Here is a 21,077-nt window from a genome sequence, read left to right as displayed (position 1 = left end):
GTGAAAAACAATGGAATTTGAAACGGTTATTGGTCTTGAAGTGCACGTAGAATTAAAAACAGACTCAAAAATTTTCTCAAGCAGTCCGAACCACTTCGGTGCGGCTCCAAATAGCAACACAACAGTTATTGACCTTGGATATCCCGGTGTTCTGCCTGTTGTGAACAAAAAAGCGGTTGATTATGCAATGAAAGCAGCAATGGCATTAAACTGTCAAATTGCTCCGATTACAAAATTCGATCGTAAAAACTACTTTTATCCGGATAATCCGAAAGCGTATCAAATCTCTCAATTCGACCAACCGATTGGTGAACATGGCTGGATTGATATTGAAGTAAATGGAAAAACGAAACGAATTGGTATTACGCGTATTCATATGGAAGAAGATGCGGGTAAACTAACACATACAAACTATGGTGTTTCTCTTTGCGATTACAACCGTCAAGGAACACCGCTTGTTGAAATCGTTTCTGAACCGGATATTTCATCTCCAGAAGAGGCATATGCATATTTGGAAAAATTAAAATCAATCATCCAATATACAGGTGTTTCGGACTGTAAAATGGAAGAAGGTTCTCTTCGTTGTGATGCGAACATTTCATTACGTCCAGTTGGTCAAAAGGAATTCGGTACAAAAACAGAATTGAAAAACTTGAACTCCTTTAACTTCGTTCGTAAAGGCTTAGAGTACGAAGAAATTCGTCAAGCAGAAATATTGAGCGAAGGCGGCGTTATTGAGCAAGAAACACGTCGTTTTGATGAAGCAACAGGAAAAACGCTTCTTATGCGTGTTAAAGAAGGTTCTGATGATTATCGTTACTTCCCAGAGCCGGATATGTTAACGATTCATATCGATGAAGAATGGAAAGCACGCATTGCAGCGGAAATTCCAGAGCTTCCAGATGCACGTCAAAAACGTTATGTGGAAGAGCTAGGATTACCAGCTTATGATGCTGCCGTTTTAACGGTGACGAAAGAAACAGCGGACTTCTTTGAAGCTGCGGTATCAGCTGGTGCAGAAGCAAAACAAGCTTCGAACTGGATTATGGGTGAACTTTCTGCTTACTTAAAGGCAGAAAACAAAGAGTTACATGATACAGCATTAACAGCTGAGGCATTAGCCGGAATGATTAAGCTTATTGAAAATGGAACGATTTCTTCTAAAATCGCCAAAACGGTTTTCAAAGAGCTTGTTGAAAATGGTGGAGATGCTGAAACAATCGTCAAAGAAAAAGGTCTTGTTCAAATTTCGGATGAGGGTGCTCTTCTTAAAGCGATTGAAGAAGCCATTGCTAATAGTCCTCAATCTGTTGAAGACTTTAAAGCTGGTAAGAAAAAAGCAGTGGGCTTCCTTGTTGGTCAAGTGATGAAAGCAACACAAGGACAAGCGAATCCACAGCTTGTAAATAAATTATTAGTACAAGAGTTAAACAAACTATAATTCAAGGACCGTATCACTTTGTATAAGTGGTACGGTTTTTTATAGGTGAGAAGACCCGATTGATTATCGTTTGAAATGTGTAGTACTTTCTATTTAAATAATTACACTATTAATAGTATGATATGGAGGACGATTAGCAAAATAAAGGATGGGGGTACATAATGGCGAATAAGAAAAATAAAAAGAATCAATCTTCGACATTTACTTTTTGGATTATTGGCTTAATTGCAATTATTATTATCGGCTTTATATTTTTGGCGCAAGGAAAAGATCAAGAATCTGCTTTTGAAATGGATTATAAAGGACAACCTTATTTAGGGGAAGAGTCCGCTCCTGTTCAAATTGTTGAATTTGGTGACTATAAATGTCCAGCTTGTAAGGCTTTTGAACAAGGATTCTTTCCTTTAATGAAAGAGGCATTAATTGATAGTGGAAAAGCTCAATTCTATTTTATGAATTACTCGTTTATTAACGTCGATTCAAAACGTTCGGCTAAATTTGCTGAGGCGGTTTATCAAGAATTAGGGAACGAGACATTCTGGAAATTCCATGAGCTATTATTTACTAAACAGCCTGATGACCCTAAATATGAAAAAATAGATGTCTATACCGATAAATTTTTAGAAGACACATTGAAAGAAATTGTAAGCGAAAGTGACGCTGCTAAAGTAGTGAAGGCTTTCAAGGCGAAATCTGCTGAAGAAGCATGGCAGGTAGATATGGACGCTGCAAGTGAATTAGGAGTAACAGGAACTCCGGCGATATTTGTAGATGGTAAAAAGTTTGAAGGAAATACGCTTGAGGACTTAGAAAAGATGGTAGATGAAGCTGCAAAGGAGAAGTAGCTAATGAATAAATCACTGCTGTTTTCTTGGATTATCGCCATTATTGCGACAACGGGAAGTTTGTACTTTAGTGAAGTTCTTCATTATGTACCGTGCACGCTTTGTTGGTATCAAAGAATTTTGATGTATCCGTTAGTGATTTTGTTAGGCAGGGCTTTCTACGATCAAGATCAGAAGGTGTATCGCTATATTCTTCCTCTATCGATTTTAGGTCTACTCGTGTCAGGCTATCACTATAGTCTGCAAAAAGTGCCGTCTCTACAACAATTTGAAATATGTACAAGCGGTGTTCCATGTTCGGGGGAATATATTAACTGGTTAGGTTTTATTACGATTCCTTTTCTAGCTTTTGTCGCTTTCTTGATGATTACGGTTTGTATGATTGTACTTGCTCGAAAATCCCGTCATGAGTAGGGGAGGAACGATTTAATCAAACGTTTGATTAAATCGTTGGGAAGTAAAAAGGAAGTAGTTTTTGAGGACGTTATACATGAAAAAAACAGGGAGGTAACAACGCCCTGTTTTTTCATGTGATTCAGTGAAACTAACTTAAATCATTATCATTCATAATTTCTTCAATAGAGTTTGTAAGCTGGATTGCACGCAGCATGATGTCATCTGCGGCTGTATACTCGATTGAGCCGTTGCCTCCAAGATAAAAATCAATCTTTCTATTTTCTGCAGCAAATTGATCAAGATTTTGCAGCAGAGAAGGATTTTGTTTGAAAGGAAGCGTCGTTGTAGCAGAGAGCAGAACTTTAGCAGGCTTTAGTTTGCTCACTAATGATTCAATTGAGCCAGGAGCGGGTGAGGCCCCTATCAATATCGTTTTCCAACCTCTTACCATAAATTGAAGCAATAGAATATGCAAAGGTACTTCGTGCTGTTCATATGGGAGACATGCACCTATAATTAAAGGAGCATCATCTTTACATGGGTAGCTTCGACGAATTTGTACTAAAAAGTCTCGTACAGCAAGGCTTGAGACGGCTTCTTGATATTCACTCCATTCTCCTTTCTCCCATTTCCTTCCTACTTCTTTTAAAAAAGGGATAACGACGGATGTTAAAAACATATCCAATCCAATGCGATGATAGGCTTGTTGTAATATAAGATTTAGTTCTACTTCATTACAATGGTTCCCTTTTTCGAGCAGTTGAAGGACATAGTTGTTCAACCCTTTATGGTGTTGGGTAGTTTCTTGTTTAAGAAAGATATTATCTTTCGATCCACTTTTCTCTTTTGCCAGGGCAACAGCTTGTTTAATAGGACATCCTTGCTCTGATAGTGCTTTAACTTCTAAAATGATGTTTACATCTTGTTTACTATATATTCTATATCCATTCTCTAATCTCTTCGGTTGAACAAGTTCATATCTCTCTTCCCATTTGCGGATAACTTGCTTAGATAGTCCTGTAAGATCGGCTACTTGTTGTATATAGTACATCCCGCTGATATCAGGTTCGCTCATGTTTTTCATCCTTTCAACAAGTTACTCGAATCCTAAGATTTTATTATCTAATTTAAGGTATAACGAATATTTCCTCAATGTACAATGTTAATGATATAACATTATACAATACTTTGACATTGGAATTAAATGTGGATGTGAGGTTTTTATTAGGGAAAGAGGGAATATGCACTTTTTAGTTAATCTAAAATTCACAAAGAATTAACACTTTGTATAAAGTTATCGAATAGACTATATACAAACGTTTTACAGTATTGTATTATTTTTTTAAAAAGGATGTGAAGAAATGTTTTTAGCCTGGAATGAAATCAAGAAGAATAAATTAAGATTTACTTTAATTATGGGCGTGTTAATGCTTATTTCTTACTTAGTTTTCTTTTTATCTGGTTTGGCAACGGGGCTTGCTAACCTAAATAGAGAATCAGTAGACAAATGGGACGCAACGGGTATTGTTTTAACGGAAGAATCTGATAAAAGTTTGCTTCAATCATCGCTGACCCTTGATGATGTAGAGAGTGTCGAGGCTGAAGAAACGGCAGTAATCAGTCAGATGAATGCGATTGCTAGTAACGGTGATACAAAGAAAAATGTAGCGATTTTCGGTATCCGTGAAGATGAATTTATTATGCCTAATGTGACGGAAGGTAAAGCTTTTTCAAAAAGAAATGAAGTGATTGCTAGTGATTCATTAAAAGAAGAAGGTTTTCAAATAGGAGATGAATTGGATTTATCTTCGACGGAGGAAACGGTCACAATTGTTGGTTTTACAGACGAAGGACGATTTAATGCAGCTCCTGTTCTCTATGGCGAATTATCGACCTTTCATAAAGTGAAATATGGCGAAGCGGCAGAGATGAATAAAGATCAAATAAATGGGATTGTTGTACGCGCAGATGACGTATCTATTCTCACGAAAGATGATAAATTAGAAGCAATTGAAATTGAGACGTTTATTGAAAATTTACCGGGTTATACGGAACAAAATTTAACGTTAAACTTTATGATTTACTTTTTATGTATTATTTCCGCCGTTATTGTTGCTATTTTCTTGTATGTGTTAACGGTTCAAAAGATTAGTATGTTTGGTGTCATGAAAGCACAAGGGATTTCTAATGGCTATTTATCTCGATCAGTTGTGGCTCAAACTTTCATTTTAGCAGCTATTGGTGTATGTGTAGGTTTTCTATTAACTCTTATTTCAGGTGCCTTTTTGCCAAGTGCAGTGCCTGTGTCTTTTGATATAGTAACCATGATTGTATATGGCATACTATTGATTGTTGTTGCTGTATTAGGCGCTTTATTTTCCGTACGTACCATTGTAAAAATTGATCCTTTAAAAGCGATAGGAGGGTAAAGAATGACGGCTTTAGAATTAAGTCATGTAACGAAGTCCTTCGGTACAGGGCATACAAAAGTTAGTGCACTGAAGGAAACAAACTTTCAGGCTGACAGAGGAGAGCTTATCGCGATTATCGGTCCATCCGGTTCAGGCAAAAGTACCTTTTTAACGATTGCGGGTGGGTTACTTACTCCTTCTACAGGTGATGTTATTATTAATAACCAAAAGCTTACGCCATTAAATGAGAAGAAGCGCTCAAAGATTCGACTGCAAGAGATTGGCTTTATTTTGCAAGCTTCTAATTTAATTCCTTTTCTGACGGTAGATAAACAGATGAAGCTTTTAGATAAAGTAAAAAAGGGCAACATGACAAAGGGCGAATTGGAGCAGCTTTATCATGATTTAGGTATTGAAGAACTTCGTAATAAATATCCGGCCGATTTATCGGGAGGCCAACGTCAGCGAGTGGCTATAGCTAAAGCATTGTATAGTAATCCATCGATTATTTTAGCTGATGAACCAACTGCATCGCTTGATTCTAATCGAGCGTTTGAAGTCATGGAGCTATTAAAAAATGAGACGAAGAATAAGAATACAACAACGATTGTTGTTACTCATGACACGCGATTAATAAGTTACTTTGATAAAGTATATAAGATGACAGATGGTGTTCTTGCGTTAGAGAGTAATGTGAATGCGACTGGAACTATGTAAAAGCAAAGAGATTGTTTCTAGTAATTAGGAAACAATCTCTTTGCTTTTTACGTGTTAATGAATAATAATTATTTATCATATTCCTAAAAAGGGATTTAAAAGAAATTGTTCATGAAAATTGTTATCATGGGATAATATTGAAGTTGCTATATGGTAATTGGAGGTATTGATAGAATAAGGTTGACTGAATGAAAGGAAGGAAGTAATATTATATATCATATAATATTACTCAGCATTAAGAGGGAGAGATTAACCATGTCACAAATGATCCTAACGGGTTTACTTTGTGGGGCATTGCTTGGCTTTGTTATGCAAAGAGGGCGCTTTTGTCTTACAGGGGGATTTAGGGATATGTATATAGCAAAAGACAATCGTATGTTTTATGCATTATTAATTGCGATTGCCGTTCAAAGTATAGGGGTATATACACTTATTCAACTTGGTATTGTTGAATTTTCAGCAGGGGTATTTCCATGGTTAGCAATTATTATTGGTTCCTTTATTTTTGGAATTGGGATTGTGCTTGCTGGTGGTTGTGCGACTGGAACTTGGTATCGTGCAGGAGAAGGACTTCTTGGGAGCTGGATTGCTCTATTTGGCTATATGGTCATGAGTGCGATGATGAAGTCAGGTCCTTTAGCTTCTGTATATAATTCTTTTCAAGCGGTACAAACGCCTATTAATTCAATGGCTGAAACAACGGGAATTTCAGTTTGGGTATTTATTGCTCTATTTGTTGTTATAGTTATTGGGATTGTGGTAAGAGAATTAAGAAAGCCGAAAGTGATGATTCCAACGATGAAACCAAAGCGTACAGGGCTTGCTCACTTACTATTTGAAAAACGTTGGCATCCATTTTTTACAGCGGTGTTAGTCGGTTTAATTGCTCTTTTAGCTTGGCCGCTTAGTGAAGCAACAGGAAGAATGTTCGGTCTTGGGGTAACAACTCCATCTGCTAATATTCTTCAATATTTAGTGACAGGGGATCAAGCCGTTATTAACTGGGGTGTTTTCCTTGTACTAGGGATTTTTCTTGGGTCATTTATTGCGGCTAAAGCAAGCAATGAATTCCGCTTTAGAATGCCAGATGCTAAAACAAGCATTAAAAGCTTTATTGGTGGTAATTTAATGGGATTTGGTGCTAGTTTAGCTGGCGGATGTTCAATTGGTAATGGATTAGTGATGACAGCAATGATGACTTGGCAAGGATGGGTTTCATTAGTATTTATTATTTTAGGAACATGGACAGCTTCTTACTTTATTTTCGTACGCCCGCAAACAAAGAAGAGCGCAGCAACGGCTACAACGGTTAAAACAGCTTAGGAGGAATAAAAAACATGAAAAAAACTTTAGAAGTATTAGGAATGGTTTGTCCTTTCCCTTTAGTAGAAGCGAAAAAGGTAATGGAAGAAATGACATCAGGAGATGAGTTAGTGATTAATTTTGACTGTACACAAGCAACTGAAAGCTTACCTCGTTGGGCTGCGGAGGCTGGACATACGGTTACCAATTTTGAACAACTAAGTGAAGCTTCATGGACCATTACGGTGAAAAAGAAATAAATCATTTTATAATAGGGGATGTCCTATGAGTTAAACTCTTAGGGGCATCCCCTTTTTATTAGGTAAAACAAGAAACTTCAATTATAACTAATAAAACTAGAGTTTTGGAATGAATTGCTATATAATGTATTTTTGGAGTTTGATACTAGATATCTAATGATCCTTATTTTTTCAAAAATCAACAGCTTCATCTAACATAGCCTTTCAAAAAAAGGGATGCGTTGCTTTTTTAAAAAAGGAACGTTAACATATAATTTATGGAATCTATTTGAAGGATGATGGGAAATGAAAAGAGCAAGATTAATCTATAACCCGACATCAGGACGGGAAGCGATGAGGAAAAGTTTACCTGAAGTGCTAGCAAGACTTGAGACAGCTGGATATGAAGCTTCCTGTCATATGACGACAGGCGAAGGCGACGCAACAAGAGCGGCTGAAATTGCGATTGAGCGGGGTTATGATGTGGTAATTGCAGCGGGTGGTGACGGGACGATTTATGAGGTTGTCAATGGATTAGCTCGAGCGGAGAAACGTCCGAAGCTTGGCATTATTCCGACTGGCACAACGAATGACTTTGCGCGGGCCTTGCATTTACCGAAGTCGATTGAAGGTGCAGCTGATATCATTGCAGATGGACATACGATGCCAATTGATATTGGTAAAATGAATGATAAATACTTCATTAATATTGCTGGCGGAGGTCGTCTAACTGAGCTAACATATGAAGTGCCAAGCAAACTCAAAACGATGCTTGGACAACTTGCTTATTATATAAAAGGAATTGAAATGCTGCCTTCATTTAAAGCGAGTGAAGTAACGATTGAATATGACGGAAAGCTTTTTGAAGGCGAGATTATGCTATTTTTGGTAGCGAATACAAACTCAGTTGGCGGTTTTGAAAAGTTAGCACCTGATGCTTCTTTGAATGATGGCATGTTTACGCTGCTCATTTTGAAAAAAGCTAATCTTGCTGATTTTGTTCGAATCGTTACGCTGGCGATACGCGGTGAGCATGTTCATGATAAAAATGTAATTTATGTTAAGGCTAATCGAATTAAAGTAACAACAAAAGAAAAAATGATGTTGAATCTAGACGGTGAATTTGGAGGAGTGGCTCCGGCAGAATTTGTTAATCAATATCGCCATTTTGAAGTATTTATTCCTCGTAATACGTTAGCAGATGATCCAGAGAATCAATAAAGGGGATGTGCTATGTTAATTAGACAAGCTGTTCAAGCGGATGCTAAAAAGGCTGTCAGATTATTTCGGGATGCGATTAAAGATATTGCCGAAGCATTAACGGGCGAAAAAGAGGAAAAAAGAATTTTGGCTGTACTAGCTGATTTCTTTATACAAAAAGGAAATAGACTTAGTTATGAGAATTGTACCGTATGTGAAATAGATGGTTCAGTTGCTGGGGTACTGTTAGGCTATGATGGCGGAGATACAGAGAAATTGGATGAACCATTAGCTGCTCGCTTACGAGTGTTGACAAATAACCCAACCTTTAAGCTGGAGAAGGAAGCAAAAGAAGGGGATTTCTATATTGATACACTATGTGTGGATCCTGCTTTCCGTGGAAAGGGAATCGGAACGAAACTCCTTCAGGTTGCGGAACAACATGCCAAAGCAAAAGGATACAAGCATATTGCTTTAGCTGTTGAAGAAGATAATACAAAAGCACAACAGCTCTATACAAAAATAGGCTATAAGATTGCTAATCGGATTACGATCCATCATCATCAATATCAATATATGGTGAAAATATTGCCATAAAAAAATACGGTTTGAAACCGTATTTTTTATTGGTTTTATTTATAGTAATCGATAGATAAATGATAGATAGTAGAATGGACTATTTACAATTGCTGTTCATTTAGTCCATTCATTGCTGCCCAATCTGCATAAGTGCCGCTACCGTTGCAGCCGGGACAGTCATGAATATCAGAAAAATGATACTCCGTCGGCACAAAGGAGCTGTAACCGCGTCCGTAACAATCTGGGCAAAGCCCTTTCTCCTCCATTTTAGCGCGATGTTTTTCAATTCGATTTGCGTTCCATGCTGAAATTCCACTAAACAATCCCATTATATTCACCTCTTTTTACCTTATTTTTCTTAAAAAACAATTTTTTTATGCATCATGTACGAGAGTTTTTTCTTTCTATATTATTTTTATGAAAAAAGGAACAGTTTGGTGAATAGTGCTAGATGTGATAAAATACTGCTAGTTAAAAGGAAAAGAGAAGGTAAATCATGAAGAAAACTATTCCGGTAAAGAAAAATGAGTACATAGAAGTAACGTTCGAAGATTTAACCCATGATGGAGCGGGGGTAGCTAAAGTTGAAGGCTATCCGATTTTTGTTGCTAACGCTTTGCCAGGGGAGCGAGCGGTAATTAAAGTAACGAAAACAAATAATGGCTACGCGTTTGGTCGCCTGATCGAACTTCTTGAGAAAAGTCCAGAGCGCGTCGATCTATCAATGGAAGATCAAAATCGATACGGTGGATGTCAAATTCAGCATTTAAGCTATAAAGGGCAACTTGCATTCAAAGAGAAGCAAGTACGTGAAGTAATGACTAGAATCGGTAAGTTAGAAGATGTGATGATTCACCCGATTATCGGGATGGAAGAGCCTACCCACTATCGTAACAAAGCTCAAGTGCCTGTTGGTGAAAAGGATGGAAAGTTGATCGCCGGTTTCTTTAAGCCGCGCAGTCACGATATTGTGGAAACAAAAGAAAGTATTATTCAGCATCAGGTGATTAATGAAGCTGTACAAGCAGTGAAGGAAATCTTTAGCGATCTCCATATTCCTGCCTATAATGAAAAAACACATAAAGGTGTACTCCGACATATTATGGCTCGCTATGGAAAACAAACAGGTGAATTAATGGTTGTTCTTGTTACAAGAACAGACAGTATTCCATTTGTAGAAACGGTAGTGAAAGAAATAATTGCACGTCTGCCGCATGTGAAGTCTATTGTTCATAATGTAAATTCGAAGAAAACAAATGTTATTTTAGGAGAAAAAATGAATATTCTCTGGGGAAGTGAAGTGATTTATGACTTTATTGGCGATGTAAAGTTTGCAATCTCTGCTAAATCATTTTATCAAGTGAACCCAGACCAAACGAAGGTACTTTATGAAAAAGCATTAGAATACGCAGGGCTGACAGGTAAAGAGACAGTCATTGATGCATATTGCGGAATCGGTACGATTTCACTGTTTTTAGCTCAAAAAGCGAAAAAAGTGTTCGGTGTTGAAATTGTTCCAGAAGCAATTGAAGATGCACGCCGTAATGCGCAATTGAATGAAATCACAAACGCAGAATTTGCTGTCGGTGCAGCGGAAACGGTGATTACCGATTGGTATAAAGAAGGAAATGCGGCCGATGTGTTAGTCGTCGACCCGCCGCGTAAAGGCTGTGACGAATCTTTGTTAAACACGATTATAGACATGAAACCGAAGAAAGTCGTTTATGTTTCATGTAATCCAGGAACGCTGGCGAGAGATTTACGAATCCTTGAAGACGGCGGTTATAAAACAACAGATTTACAACCAGTAGATATGTTCCCGATGACGGCGCATGTGGAGTGTGTCTCGCAACTCATTTTAAAAGAAGGCAACTAATGATTAGCTAGTTTCCTCTATTTTTTCTTTAAAGCATCAATTTCAGATTGAGTCTTAGCCGGCTCTTTTGAATTTGATGCTTTTTATTATTTAGCCTTTTCAATTTTTATTCTCAGAACGCCATTATCAACAAAATATCCATACGATTGAAGTATGGAGTTAATCTTACAAAAATTAATTAAAACGTTTGAAATGGATATGAAATTTTTATTTGTAACGGAAGCGACAAAATTATTTTATGAAAAAGGGTATGTAAGCGTAGGGCTTGCAGAAATTATTTCTGCTACTAACACATCAAAGGGTTCTTTTTATCATCATTTTCCTAAGGGGAAGGAACAGTTACTCATTACTTGCTTAGAACAAGCGCAATCAGATATCATTAAAGATATGGAACAACATTTCGTCAAACATCAATCTTTTAAAGAAGCGATTATTTCAATTTTTACTGAATTGATACGAATGTTTGAAGAAAAAGGTCAAATCATTGGATACACATTTACCAGCATGGTAAGTGAAATTAGTATAGTAAGTGATGAAGTACGTGAAAAATGTAGTAGCCTATATACTCGAATTGAAGAAGTGATTTCAAATCAATTACAAAATAGAGGGGTACCATTGGAAGCTTCCCGAAATAAGGCACTGATGCTTACTTCATTAATTGAAGGCAGCATCATGCTGAGCATCATGAAGAAAACCTCAGAGCCTATGCGCGTCGTTGCTCAGCAAATTGGTCAGTATATTAGCATAAAAGGAGAAGATTTTTAATGGGTTCCCATATCGAAGTAAAAAATGCTAAGCTTATGGCTGCAGTTTTAATGGTTGGATCTTTCATCGGTCTATTTGGTGAAACAGCTATAAACATGGCATTGACAGACATCATGGTAGACTACAGTATTAAGGCTGGTACTGCTCAATGGTTAACAACGGGGTATTTATTAGTTTTAGCAGTATTAGTACCTTTATCAGCATATTTAATGCGCTGGTTTACTACAAAACAGTTGATTTCATCGGCTATTATTTTTATGTTAATTGGATCGCTTTTAGGAGCAATTGCCCCTAATTCCCTATTTTATTAGTAGGTCGTTTAATTCAAGGGTTAGGTAAAGGTATTTTCTTACCACTAATGTTTAGTGTAGTATTAATGATTTTCCCGATAAATAAGCGCGGCGCAGTAATGGGAATATTTGGATTAGTTTTAACAGCTGGTCCGGCTTTAGGTCCATCAATTGCTGGGTTAATTATTAGCGTTTCTAGCTGGCACTATATTTTCTGGATTATGATTGTATTAAACTTACTATTATTAATATTTGGTGCACCAAAAATGGAGAATGTATCAGATTTATCTCGTCCGAAAATTGATATTTTATCTTTAATTTTTTCAACAATTGGGTTTGGTGGAATTGTTTTCGCCCTTGCGACTTTAGCAGAATCATCAATTACTGAATTAATTGTTTGGTTACCATTATTAGTAGGGATTGTTACATTAATTTTATTCATTACACGTCAATTCAAAATGGATATACCAATGATTGATTTACGTGTATTTAAGCACCCAATGTTCACATTAGGTACTGTGCTGATGATATGTAACTTATTTATGATTCTATCAGTTGCAATTTTGATTCCACTATATTTAAAGAGCGTATTAGGGTATGCAGCCCTTGTAGCAGGCTTAGTAATGTTACCAGGTAATGCGTTAAATATTGTCATGTCGCCAATTGTAGGTTCAAGCTTTGATAAAGTGGGGCCAAAAATCTATACACGTATTGGCTATATTTTAATTACAATTAGTGCAATATTATTTGTACTTGTAATTTCTGCAACTACACCAGTATGGCAAATTATTGTGTTATTAATGGTATTCTTCTTAGGTATTTCGATGACAATTATGCCTGCACAAACAAAAGCCATGAACCAATTGCCGCCCAAAATGTATGCGGACGGTTCAGCTGCAATGAATACATTAACGCAAGTAGCAGGTGCACTAGGTACTGCGATTGCTATCACAATGTTTACAATTGGACAAAACAAATACATTGAGGAAAACGGGGCAAACGTACCAGTTGACTTTCTAGCATATGGTGTTCACTATGCGTTCATTGTTGTATTAATTGTATCTATTTTAAGCTTAATTGGTTCATTCTTCATTAAGAATAGCCGTCACCAACATTAAGATTTAAAGCTGCTTATTTTCGAATAAGAAAAATAAGAGGTAATGATAGGGAAGAGCCTTTTCGTTTAGAAAGGCTCTTTTATATGTATTCATGAAAAGCTTAACTAATATTATTTATATTACAAATAGTAAAAAAACATTTGTGAAAATCCTTTTTTTAGTATAATAGATTAGTGCAAACGCTTTTTGTTGTGCTTGTAACATACAGATTAGGCATTGACTATTCAAGCAAAGGAGAACGATATGAAAAACAGCAGGGAAGAGTCACAATTACATAGAGGATTAGAACAAAGGCATATTACCCTAATGTCACTGGGTGCAGCGATTGGTGTTGGTCTTTTTCTAGGATCTGCGGATGCTATTAAACTTGCGGGCCCTAGTATTTTGATTGCTTATACTTTAGGTGGCCTAGTCATTTACATGATTATGCGAGCACTAGGAGAAATGGCGATTAAAAACCCGGTAGCCGGCTCATTTAGCCGATATGCAAGAAATTATATAGGACCGCTTGCAGGGTTTATTACTGGCTGGAACTATTGGTTCTTGTGGATTGTTACGTGTATGGCGGAAATTACAGCTGTCGGAATTTATATGCAGTACTGGTTCCCTGGTACACCGCAATGGGCTTGGGCTTTAGGAGCATTAGTCATTATGGCGTCTGTGAATTTCTTAGCGGTTAAAGCTTATGGTGAATTAGAGTTTTGGTTTGCATTAATAAAAATCGTTACCATTATATTTATGATTGTCCTTGGATTAGGAATCATTCTTTTTGGAATTGGAAATGGTGGAGTAGCCATTGGTTTTGGGAACTTATTTGAACATGGTGGTTTCTTTCCAAATGGGTTCAGTGGTTTATTGATGTCCTTTCAAATGGTTATGTTCGCTTATTTGGGAGTTGAAATGCTTGGGATAACTGCTGGAGAAGTTAAAGATCCGAAAAAAGCGTTGTCACGTGCAATTGATACGGTATTCTGGCGTATTTTGATTTTTTACGTTCTGTCGCTGACTGTAATCATGTCAATTTATCCTTGGGATGAAATAAGTCCTAAGCAAAGCCCGTTTGTTATGACGTTTGAACAGATTGGGATTAAAGAGGCCGCTGGAATCATTAATTTTGTTGTTTTGACGGCTGCCCTTTCTTCTTGTAATAGCGGAATCTTTAGTACAGCGAGAATGTTATTTAATCTCGCTCAACAAAATGAAGCACCTAAAAGCTTTGAACGTACAACCAAAAGTGGCATACCAGGAGTTGCAATTATCGTATCTGCAGTGGTTTTATTGATAGGAGTCTATTTGAATTATATTGTGTCGGAAAAGGTATTCAGTTGGGTAACGAGTATTGCTACATTTGGAGCCATTTGGACATGGGCGACGATTTTGATTTCTCACCTTCGTTATAGAAAAGGAATGACAAAGGAAGAAAAGAAGAAGTTGGAGTACAAAATGCCGTGGTACCCATTCAGCTCATATTTTGCCCTTGTCTTTTTAGCCTTTGTGGTCGTTCTCATGGCTTTCTCTAAAAACACAATAATTGCCCTTATCGTTGGACCAATTTGGATTATCTTGCTTGTAGCATGCTATTACGGATTTAGGTTGAATAAAAAAGGCGTATAATGAAAAAAAGCGTATAGAAGCTAATGATTGTCATTAGTTTTCTATACGCTTTTTTTATTATACAGTATCTGAGACCAACCACTTGTGGTGTTTGAGTAAACAGTTACTTTAGTTCCTTGTTATAATTTCATACATAAATATTAAGAAGAAGAGAAAATATAGAAAATAGTCGTTTTATTCTCTAAAAAGATTGAAAAATGGAGTTATATTAAATTATACCGATAAAGTAATTTATTGATTTGAATTTTCACTATTGTATGAATAAAGTGAAAAATTGTTGTGTTTGTAAGTTATTAAATTACAGTGATATAATATTATGCGTGATTTTATAAGTGAATATAGGAAGTGAGTAAATTGTCAAATAATTCTAAAGAGAGTAAATTTGTACCTTATGTACCCGCATCGAAATCTCTTCCAGAATTAACGGTTACGGCTATTGTTCTTGGAATTATTCTTGCGATTGTATTTGGTGCAGCGAATGCCTACTTAGGTTTGCTCATTGGTTTAACTGTATCTGCTTCGATTCCCGCGGCAGTTATTTCGATGGCGATTTTAAGAGGGATTTTTCGTAGAAAATCAATTTTAGAAAATAATATCGTACAAACGATGACAACTGCTGGGGAAGCCGTTGCTGCCGGTGCGGTATTTACCATTCCAGCACTATTTTTGTGGGATATGGAGATTACGCAAGGGCTTATTATTTTTATTGTATTAACCGGAGGGTTTCTAGGCGTCTTTATGATGGTACCTCTTCGCCAGCTTTTAATTGTAAGAGAGCATGAAACATTACCTTATCCTGAAGGAACAGCGTGTGCTGAAGTATTGAAATCAGGTGAGAAAGGTGGAACAAGTGCTAAATTAATCGGAATCGGTTTAGTAATCGGTGGGGTTATTAAAGCGCTTGGAGATGGATTTAAACTGTTTAAAACGGAAGTGGAAACAGGGATTACGAATTTTAAAAATGCGGTGGTAGGACTCGATGCCTTTCCAGCTCTTTTAGGGGTAGGATATATTATTGGTCCTCGTGTTGCGGGACAAATGCTTGCGGGCGGATTGCTTGCTTGGATTGTCATTATACCGATGATTAGTTTCTTTGGAGGTAGCAGTGCAACCGCTATTTTCCCTTCTGATGTACCAATTGGTGAATTAGATGCATGGGGTATTTGGGATTCTTATATCCGTTATATTGGGGCTGGGGCTGTAGCGACAGGTGGATTAATTACACTTGTTAAAACATTACCGATTCTATTCAGCTCTTTGTTTGCTACTGCGAAAAGTTTACAAGCTAATAAAGGAAAATTGACAGCAGGTCCTCTTCGTACGGAACAAGATATGCCAGCAAAATATGTTTGGTTAGGGACGATTATTGTCATTTTAGTCATTGCTTTTAGCCCTCTAACAGATGTAGGGATTATTGGGGCGATTGCTATTGCTATTTTTGGATTTTTATTTGTAACGGTTGCTTCTCGAGTTGTTGGGGTTGTTGGGAGTTCATCTTCTCCTGTATCTGGAATGACCATCGCTACTTTATTGATTGTTGCTGTTACGTATAAAGCGACTGGTTTTACAGGGACAAGCGGTATGATTGCTGCCATTACAGTTGCCGCTATCATCTGTACAGCACTTGCGGTAGCGGGGGATATCTCACAAGATTTAAAGACAGGTTATATTGTAGGTGGAACGCCATGGAAACAACAAATCGCTATGATGATTGGAGTTTTGGCTTCTGCTTCTGTTATTGGGTTCATTTTAATTCTCATGGATAGAGCCTACACAATGGGTTCTGCAGCACTTCCTGCACCGAAGGCAGCCCTTATGAAAATCTTGGCTGAAGGTGTTCTTGGTGGAGACTTACCATGGACGTTAATCTTTATTGGTGCAACTATTGCGATTACGTTAGAATTTTGCGGGTTAAATTCATTAGTTGTGGCAGTAGGTATCTACTTGCCAGTTCATACGAGTGCACCGATTATGATTGGTGGATTTGTCCGTTACTTTGTGGAACGTCGTGCCAAAACAGAAGAAGTACGTAAAGAACGTGTAGATAGAGGAACATTATTTGCTTCTGGTTTAATTGCTGGAGAATCGTTAGTAGGTGTTCTGATTGCGATTTTAATTGCGTTCGGTCTTCAAATGCCGGATGCTGTTGTGATTGCAAGTGATCTATTCTCATTCTTATTATTCCTTGTGCTAGCTGGAGTGCTTTGGTATATATCGAATAAAGGGAAAAAACGAAATGTTTCATAAGCGCCAATCTGAAAAGAGGAACCTATTAACAATGGTTCCTCTTTTGAAAGAAAGCGTTAGCCTGGAACGAGATAATGTTAAAGGGAGTTATTTAATCATTCAGCGGACAAATGCTTTGGAACGATTTTCTATTCGTTTCTTCAAACAGCCTAAGGTTCGTCGAATTAAGCTAGATCAATTCGGGGCATTTGTTATTGAACAAATAGAGCAACACAAAAATGTTCAGGATATCTCCGAAGCGATGATTGCCCATTTTGGAGAAGCGGCTGAGCCGGCCCTGCCACGCCTGGCTAAATTTCTAGAAATCCTTGAAGTGCAAAATTGGATTACATGGGAGTCACAGTGACTTTAGGTGTTGTGGATAAAATGTGGATAAACTAAAGACGATATACATTCGAACCCTTGTAAAGAGTGCTTTCTGCAAGGGTATTTTTTATTTGGAGAATAGAAGAAGGATAGATAATCGTGAATGATATTAGCGATTGTCTATCCTTTTTTCTTATAAACTTTTGGCTATATTAATGAATATTGTTGATGTTTTTCGATTGTAACGAATGTATGGGAAGGGCTCATATGTTTCGTTAGCTAATTGATTTTAATTCACTTTCTAATCATTTCTTAACATTTCTCTAAATTTCTATTAGCTTTTTAAACGTATCTTATAAAGTAATAAAAGATTTTTGGGGGAGGAATGTTGAGTGAAAATTGTAATGGTGCCGTCACGATTTAAAGAATGTTTGGATGCGGAGGAAGTGGCGTTAGCGATGGAGAGAGGGGCAAGAAAATTTAATCAAACGTTTGATTTAGAAGTTGTTCCGATGATTGATGGAGGAGAAGGGTTTGCCAAAACGATTGTAAATCTAAAAGATGGAGAGTTCATTTATAGAGAAGTGACGGGTCCCGTAGGAGAGAAGATTGTCAGTTACTTTGGAATCTTTGTGGAGGGTGATAGACGAACGGCTGTGATTGAAATGGCTGCTGTTGCAGGGTTAAAGTTGGTGCCGCGCAATCAAAGAAACCCGTTAAAAACGACAACATATGGTGTAGGAGAGTTGATTCGTTCTGCCCTCGATTTTGGTGTTGACCATATTCTCATCGGTTGCGGTGACTCAGGTACATCGGATGGAGGAGCAGGATTAGCTCAAGCATTAGGTGTTCGATTTTTAGATAAGGAAAAACAAATGATCGAAGTCCATGGAGGAGAGGATTTGATAAAGGTCGATTCGATTGACACAACACAGCTGGATCAACGGTTAGGGAATGTGACTGTCGATGTTGCTTGTAATTGGAAGAACGTGTTATGCGGAGAGAACGGGGTCGCACGTGTTTTCGGTCCTCAAAAAGGAGCAACATCCCAACAAGTAGAGCAATTATCAGCAGCGTTAGAACATTATGCTTCTTTAATTCAAGAAGAGTTAGGGATGGATGTTCGATTGCTTCCAGGGAGCGGAGCATCGGGTGGACTAGGAGCAGGACTGATTGCTTTTGCAGGTGCTGTATTGCATCCCCGTTTTGATATTATTATGGACTACATTCGAATAGAAGAAAAAATTGCGACGGCAGATGTGGTTATGACGGCGGAAGGGAGTTTGGATTTTCAAACACCAAATGGAAAGATTCCGTCAGAGGTTGCGAGAATTGCTAAAAAACATAATATACCGGTCATTGCTATCACCGGTACGATTGGTAAAGGGGCCACTTTAAACTATGAGGCAGGTATCGACGCTTATTTAAGCATTATTCAAAAGCCGACATCTTTGGAAAAAGCGATGATAAAAGCTCCGGAATGGATTGAAGAGAGTACAGAGTCTGTGTTAAGACAAATCGTCATTGGCTTAGAAATGGCTGAGAAGAAGCTGATTAGAGAGAGGATTTAGTCAATATGATTAAGAGAATGGATAAATACGTATCGAAACAAAAGCAAATCTATACGTGGCTCAATCAAGTATCTACCAAGCTGTTAGCTATAGTAAGTGTGCACGTTTTTTTCTTAGTGCTTATTGTACTGATTGATGAGCTGGATTACCGTGCCAAAGTATCCTTATTTGCTTTCTTGTCAGCAATGACCTTGTGGATTGTGACGAAGTTTCCTGCTGGTTTTGTAGCCGTTGTGCTTATTTTATTCATTATCCTATTAAAGGCAGGAAATCCGGAATTATTATATAATGCACTCGCGGAGGAAGTAGTGTGGTTAATGATTGGCTCGTTTATTATTGGGGAAGCGGTGAAACAGTCGGGACTAGCTGAACGATACAGCCAGTACTTACTGAGGCGTTCTAAACAAAAAAGTCATGCCCTGTTTGGTATCACTTCAATTTTGTTCGGATCTGCTTTTTTTATTCCGTCTACTTCAGGAAGAGCGGCTTTGTCGATGCCCATTATCAAACAGCTGCATTCGAAATTTTCTCCGAAAGAACAAAGTGTGTTGGCGATTATGGCACCTGTTATTATATTAATCAGTACATCGGCTACTTTAATTGGTGCAGGATCTCATATTATTGGAATTAGTTTGCTTGAAAATACAGTCGGTGAATCGATTTCATATATACAATGGCTGATATGGGGTGGGCCGTTCGCTCTATTTATTACACTTATTTCATTTACTATAATAAAATGGATGTATTGGCCTAAAGATGGGGCAAAGGAGATGGAAGACGTAAAAATACAGGAAATTCCTGTGTTGAGACAGCCTTTGAATAAAAGTGAAAGAAAGACTGTGATGTTAATCTCATTTTTAATTATAGGCTGGGTGACAGAAAGTCTTCATGGGTATGGTATTGCATTGATTACGATGATTGGTGCTGTTCTATTTATGTTGCCGAATTATGGTGTCGTTAGTTGGAAGCAAGGGATGAAATCAGTCTCTTGGAACTTGATTATATTTGTCGCTGCAGCCACTGCACTTGGAAAAGTATTAGTGGATACAGGGGTCGTTCATTGGATCGAGCAAAAGATGTTTCGTATGCTGCATCTATTTGTGGATGCACCAGAATGGTTGATTGTGTTTGTTATTTTACTTGTAACGGTCACAAGTCATTTATACATTACTTCTCATACAACGCGTGCTGTCGTTTTTATTCCGAGTTTAATAGTTTTTAGTGAAACAATCGGAGTGAATGCTGCGACAGTTGTTTTTTTAGGGTTAATAGGCATGAATTATTGTGTGACGTTTCCTGTTAGCTCAAAGGCGTTGTTGCTTTTTTATGAAGAAGGGGACATTTCCTATGATGCAAAACATTTAGTTAAAGTGAGTGCGGTTCTAATGCCCCTTTATATTTTCGTTACGATGATGTTTTACTTTTCTTATTGGCAGTGGGCGGGGATGTATTTATAAGAGGTGAAGGAATGAACCATCATATATTAATTATTGAAGATGATGAAAAAATTGCACGAGTGATTCAGTTGGAATTAGAATACGAAGGATATCAAGTAAGTGTTGCCCATACAGGACGAGAAGGACTGTCTATTGTCGAGCAGAAAGAGATTGACTTAGTCATTTTAGACGTGATGATTCCTGAGTTAAATGGCATGGAAGTATTAAGACGAATTCGTCATATGAGCAATGAAATTGTTGTGATTATGTTGACGGCACGCAGCTCTGTCTATGATAAAGTGAATGGACTTGACTTAGGCGCAAACGATTATATGACAAAACCATTTGAAATTGAAGAATTGCTTGCTAGAATTCGGGTTAATCTACGTTTTAAGCATAAAAGTGAACTTTCTCAATCAGAGTCGAATATCTTTTATTGTCATTCTATTGCTATTCATACAAATACGAGAGAAGTATATAAAGATGAAAGAAATATAGAATTAACGCCACGGGAATATGATCTTCTGCTTTATTTAGTGACAAACAAAAATCAAGCGCTTGAAAGAGAACAAATTTTAAATCAAGTATGGGGATTTGACTACTATGGAGATACAAATGTAGTAGATGTATATATTCGCTATTTAAGAAAAAAATTAACGGACTCGAAGGAAGATCAGTTGATTCATACTGTTCGCGGTGTCGGTTATATGATTAAGGATTAGTG

The 21,077-nt window shown here is 37.4% G+C and carries 21 protein-coding genes; 19 read left to right on the top strand and 2 right to left on the bottom strand.

The features are described from left to right. Window positions 1-10: 10 nt before the first annotated feature. From gatB to D1953_RS04680, 3 genes are all read left to right on the top strand, one after another. A complete protein-coding gene (gene gatB, locus D1953_RS04690; protein ID WP_119116004.1) occupies window positions 11-1,441 on the top strand; it encodes an Asp-tRNA(Asn)/Glu-tRNA(Gln) amidotransferase subunit GatB in 1,431 nt (476 codons plus the stop codon). Window positions 1,442-1,602: 161 nt separating this feature from the next. After that, window positions 1,603-2,286, top strand: a complete 684-nt coding sequence (locus tag D1953_RS04685) for a DsbA family protein (RefSeq protein WP_119116003.1) — start codon at window positions 1,603-1,605, stop codon at window positions 2,284-2,286. Between the two features lie 3 nt (window positions 2,287-2,289). After that, window positions 2,290-2,700, top strand: coding sequence for a disulfide oxidoreductase (locus tag D1953_RS04680; RefSeq protein WP_119116002.1), 411 nt, complete (start codon window positions 2,290-2,292; stop codon window positions 2,698-2,700). A gap of 130 nt (window positions 2,701-2,830) precedes the next feature. Here D1953_RS04680 and D1953_RS04675 read toward each other — a convergent pair whose 3' ends face one another. Next, the gene (locus D1953_RS04675; protein WP_245979911.1) at window positions 2,831-3,757 is read right to left on the bottom strand and encodes a MerR family transcriptional regulator; all 927 of its coding nucleotides are present in this window, start codon (window positions 3,755-3,757) and stop codon (window positions 2,831-2,833) included. Between the two features lie 286 nt (window positions 3,758-4,043). Between D1953_RS04675 and D1953_RS04670 the strand changes: the two genes are divergently transcribed. From D1953_RS04670 to D1953_RS04645, 6 genes are all read left to right on the top strand, one after another. Next, window positions 4,044-5,111 (top strand): ABC transporter permease, encoded by a 1,068-nt coding sequence (locus D1953_RS04670; RefSeq protein WP_119116001.1) that lies wholly within the window; start codon window positions 4,044-4,046, stop codon window positions 5,109-5,111. A 3-nt stretch (window positions 5,112-5,114) separates the two neighbouring features. Beyond that, window positions 5,115-5,810 carry an ABC transporter ATP-binding protein gene (locus D1953_RS04665; protein WP_119116000.1) on the top strand — a complete coding sequence of 232 codons (696 nt, stop codon included), beginning with the start codon at window positions 5,115-5,117 and terminating at the stop codon, window positions 5,808-5,810. Between the two features lie 255 nt (window positions 5,811-6,065). Beyond that, window positions 6,066-7,133, top strand: a complete 1,068-nt coding sequence (locus D1953_RS04660; protein ID WP_182480502.1) for a YeeE/YedE family protein — start codon at window positions 6,066-6,068, stop codon at window positions 7,131-7,133. Between the two features lie 14 nt (window positions 7,134-7,147). Beyond that, window positions 7,148-7,372, top strand: a complete 225-nt coding sequence (locus D1953_RS04655) for a sulfurtransferase TusA family protein (protein ID WP_119115999.1) — start codon at window positions 7,148-7,150, stop codon at window positions 7,370-7,372. Window positions 7,373-7,657: 285 nt separating this feature from the next. Continuing rightward, complete coding sequence (locus D1953_RS04650; RefSeq protein ID WP_119115998.1) at window positions 7,658-8,572, top strand: diacylglycerol kinase; 915 nt, start codon at window positions 7,658-7,660, stop codon at window positions 8,570-8,572. A 12-nt stretch (window positions 8,573-8,584) separates the two neighbouring features. Beyond that, entirely contained in the window at window positions 8,585-9,148 is a 564-nt protein-coding gene (locus D1953_RS04645) for a GNAT family N-acetyltransferase (RefSeq protein ID WP_119115997.1), read from the top strand. Between the two features lie 83 nt (window positions 9,149-9,231). Here the strand turns inward: D1953_RS04645 and D1953_RS04640 are convergent, their stop codons facing one another. Then, entirely contained in the window at window positions 9,232-9,459 is a 228-nt protein-coding gene (locus tag D1953_RS04640) for a methionine aminopeptidase (RefSeq protein ID WP_119115996.1), read from the bottom strand. Window positions 9,460-9,626: 167 nt separating this feature from the next. Between D1953_RS04640 and rlmD the strand changes: the two genes are divergently transcribed. From rlmD to D1953_RS04595, 10 genes are all read left to right on the top strand, one after another. After that, a complete protein-coding gene (rlmD, locus tag D1953_RS04635; protein ID WP_119115995.1) occupies window positions 9,627-11,006 on the top strand; it encodes a 23S rRNA (uracil(1939)-C(5))-methyltransferase RlmD in 1,380 nt (459 codons plus the stop codon). Window positions 11,007-11,159: 153 nt separating this feature from the next. Beyond that, a complete protein-coding gene (locus D1953_RS04630; protein WP_119115994.1) occupies window positions 11,160-11,771 on the top strand; it encodes a TetR/AcrR family transcriptional regulator in 612 nt (203 codons plus the stop codon). Beyond that, window positions 11,771-12,082, top strand: coding sequence for an MFS transporter (locus D1953_RS22055; protein ID WP_342769216.1), 312 nt, complete (start codon window positions 11,771-11,773; stop codon window positions 12,080-12,082). The genes D1953_RS04630 and D1953_RS22055 overlap by 1 nt, the downstream gene beginning before the upstream one ends. A gap of 47 nt (window positions 12,083-12,129) precedes the next feature. After that, entirely contained in the window at window positions 12,130-13,179 is a 1,050-nt protein-coding gene (locus D1953_RS04625; RefSeq protein ID WP_342769215.1) for an MFS transporter, read from the top strand. Between the two features lie 243 nt (window positions 13,180-13,422). Further along, window positions 13,423-14,793 (top strand): amino acid permease, encoded by a 1,371-nt coding sequence (locus tag D1953_RS04620; RefSeq protein WP_119115993.1) that lies wholly within the window; start codon window positions 13,423-13,425, stop codon window positions 14,791-14,793. Between the two features lie 354 nt (window positions 14,794-15,147). Continuing rightward, a complete protein-coding gene (locus D1953_RS04615; RefSeq protein WP_119115992.1) occupies window positions 15,148-17,040 on the top strand; it encodes an OPT family oligopeptide transporter in 1,893 nt (630 codons plus the stop codon). Then, complete coding sequence (locus D1953_RS04610; RefSeq protein WP_119115991.1) at window positions 17,030-17,386, top strand: PqqD family protein; 357 nt, start codon at window positions 17,030-17,032, stop codon at window positions 17,384-17,386. Before D1953_RS04615 ends, D1953_RS04610 begins: the two co-directional genes overlap by 11 nt. A gap of 352 nt (window positions 17,387-17,738) precedes the next feature. Then, window positions 17,739-18,917, top strand: a complete 1,179-nt coding sequence (locus tag D1953_RS04605) for a glycerate kinase family protein (protein WP_119115990.1) — start codon at window positions 17,739-17,741, stop codon at window positions 18,915-18,917. Window positions 18,918-18,922: 5 nt separating this feature from the next. After that, complete coding sequence (locus tag D1953_RS04600; protein ID WP_119115989.1) at window positions 18,923-20,374, top strand: SLC13 family permease; 1,452 nt, start codon at window positions 18,923-18,925, stop codon at window positions 20,372-20,374. An 11-nt stretch (window positions 20,375-20,385) separates the two neighbouring features. Further along, complete coding sequence (locus tag D1953_RS04595; protein ID WP_119115988.1) at window positions 20,386-21,075, top strand: response regulator transcription factor; 690 nt, start codon at window positions 20,386-20,388, stop codon at window positions 21,073-21,075. Window positions 21,076-21,077: the final 2 nt, after the last annotated feature.

The sequence above is a fragment of the Peribacillus asahii genome, from assembly GCF_003570725.1.
In the GTDB taxonomy this organism is placed as follows: Bacteria; Bacillota; Bacilli; order Bacillales; family DSM-1321; genus Peribacillus; species Peribacillus asahii.
This window is presented reverse-complemented; position numbering and strand designations above follow the sequence as displayed.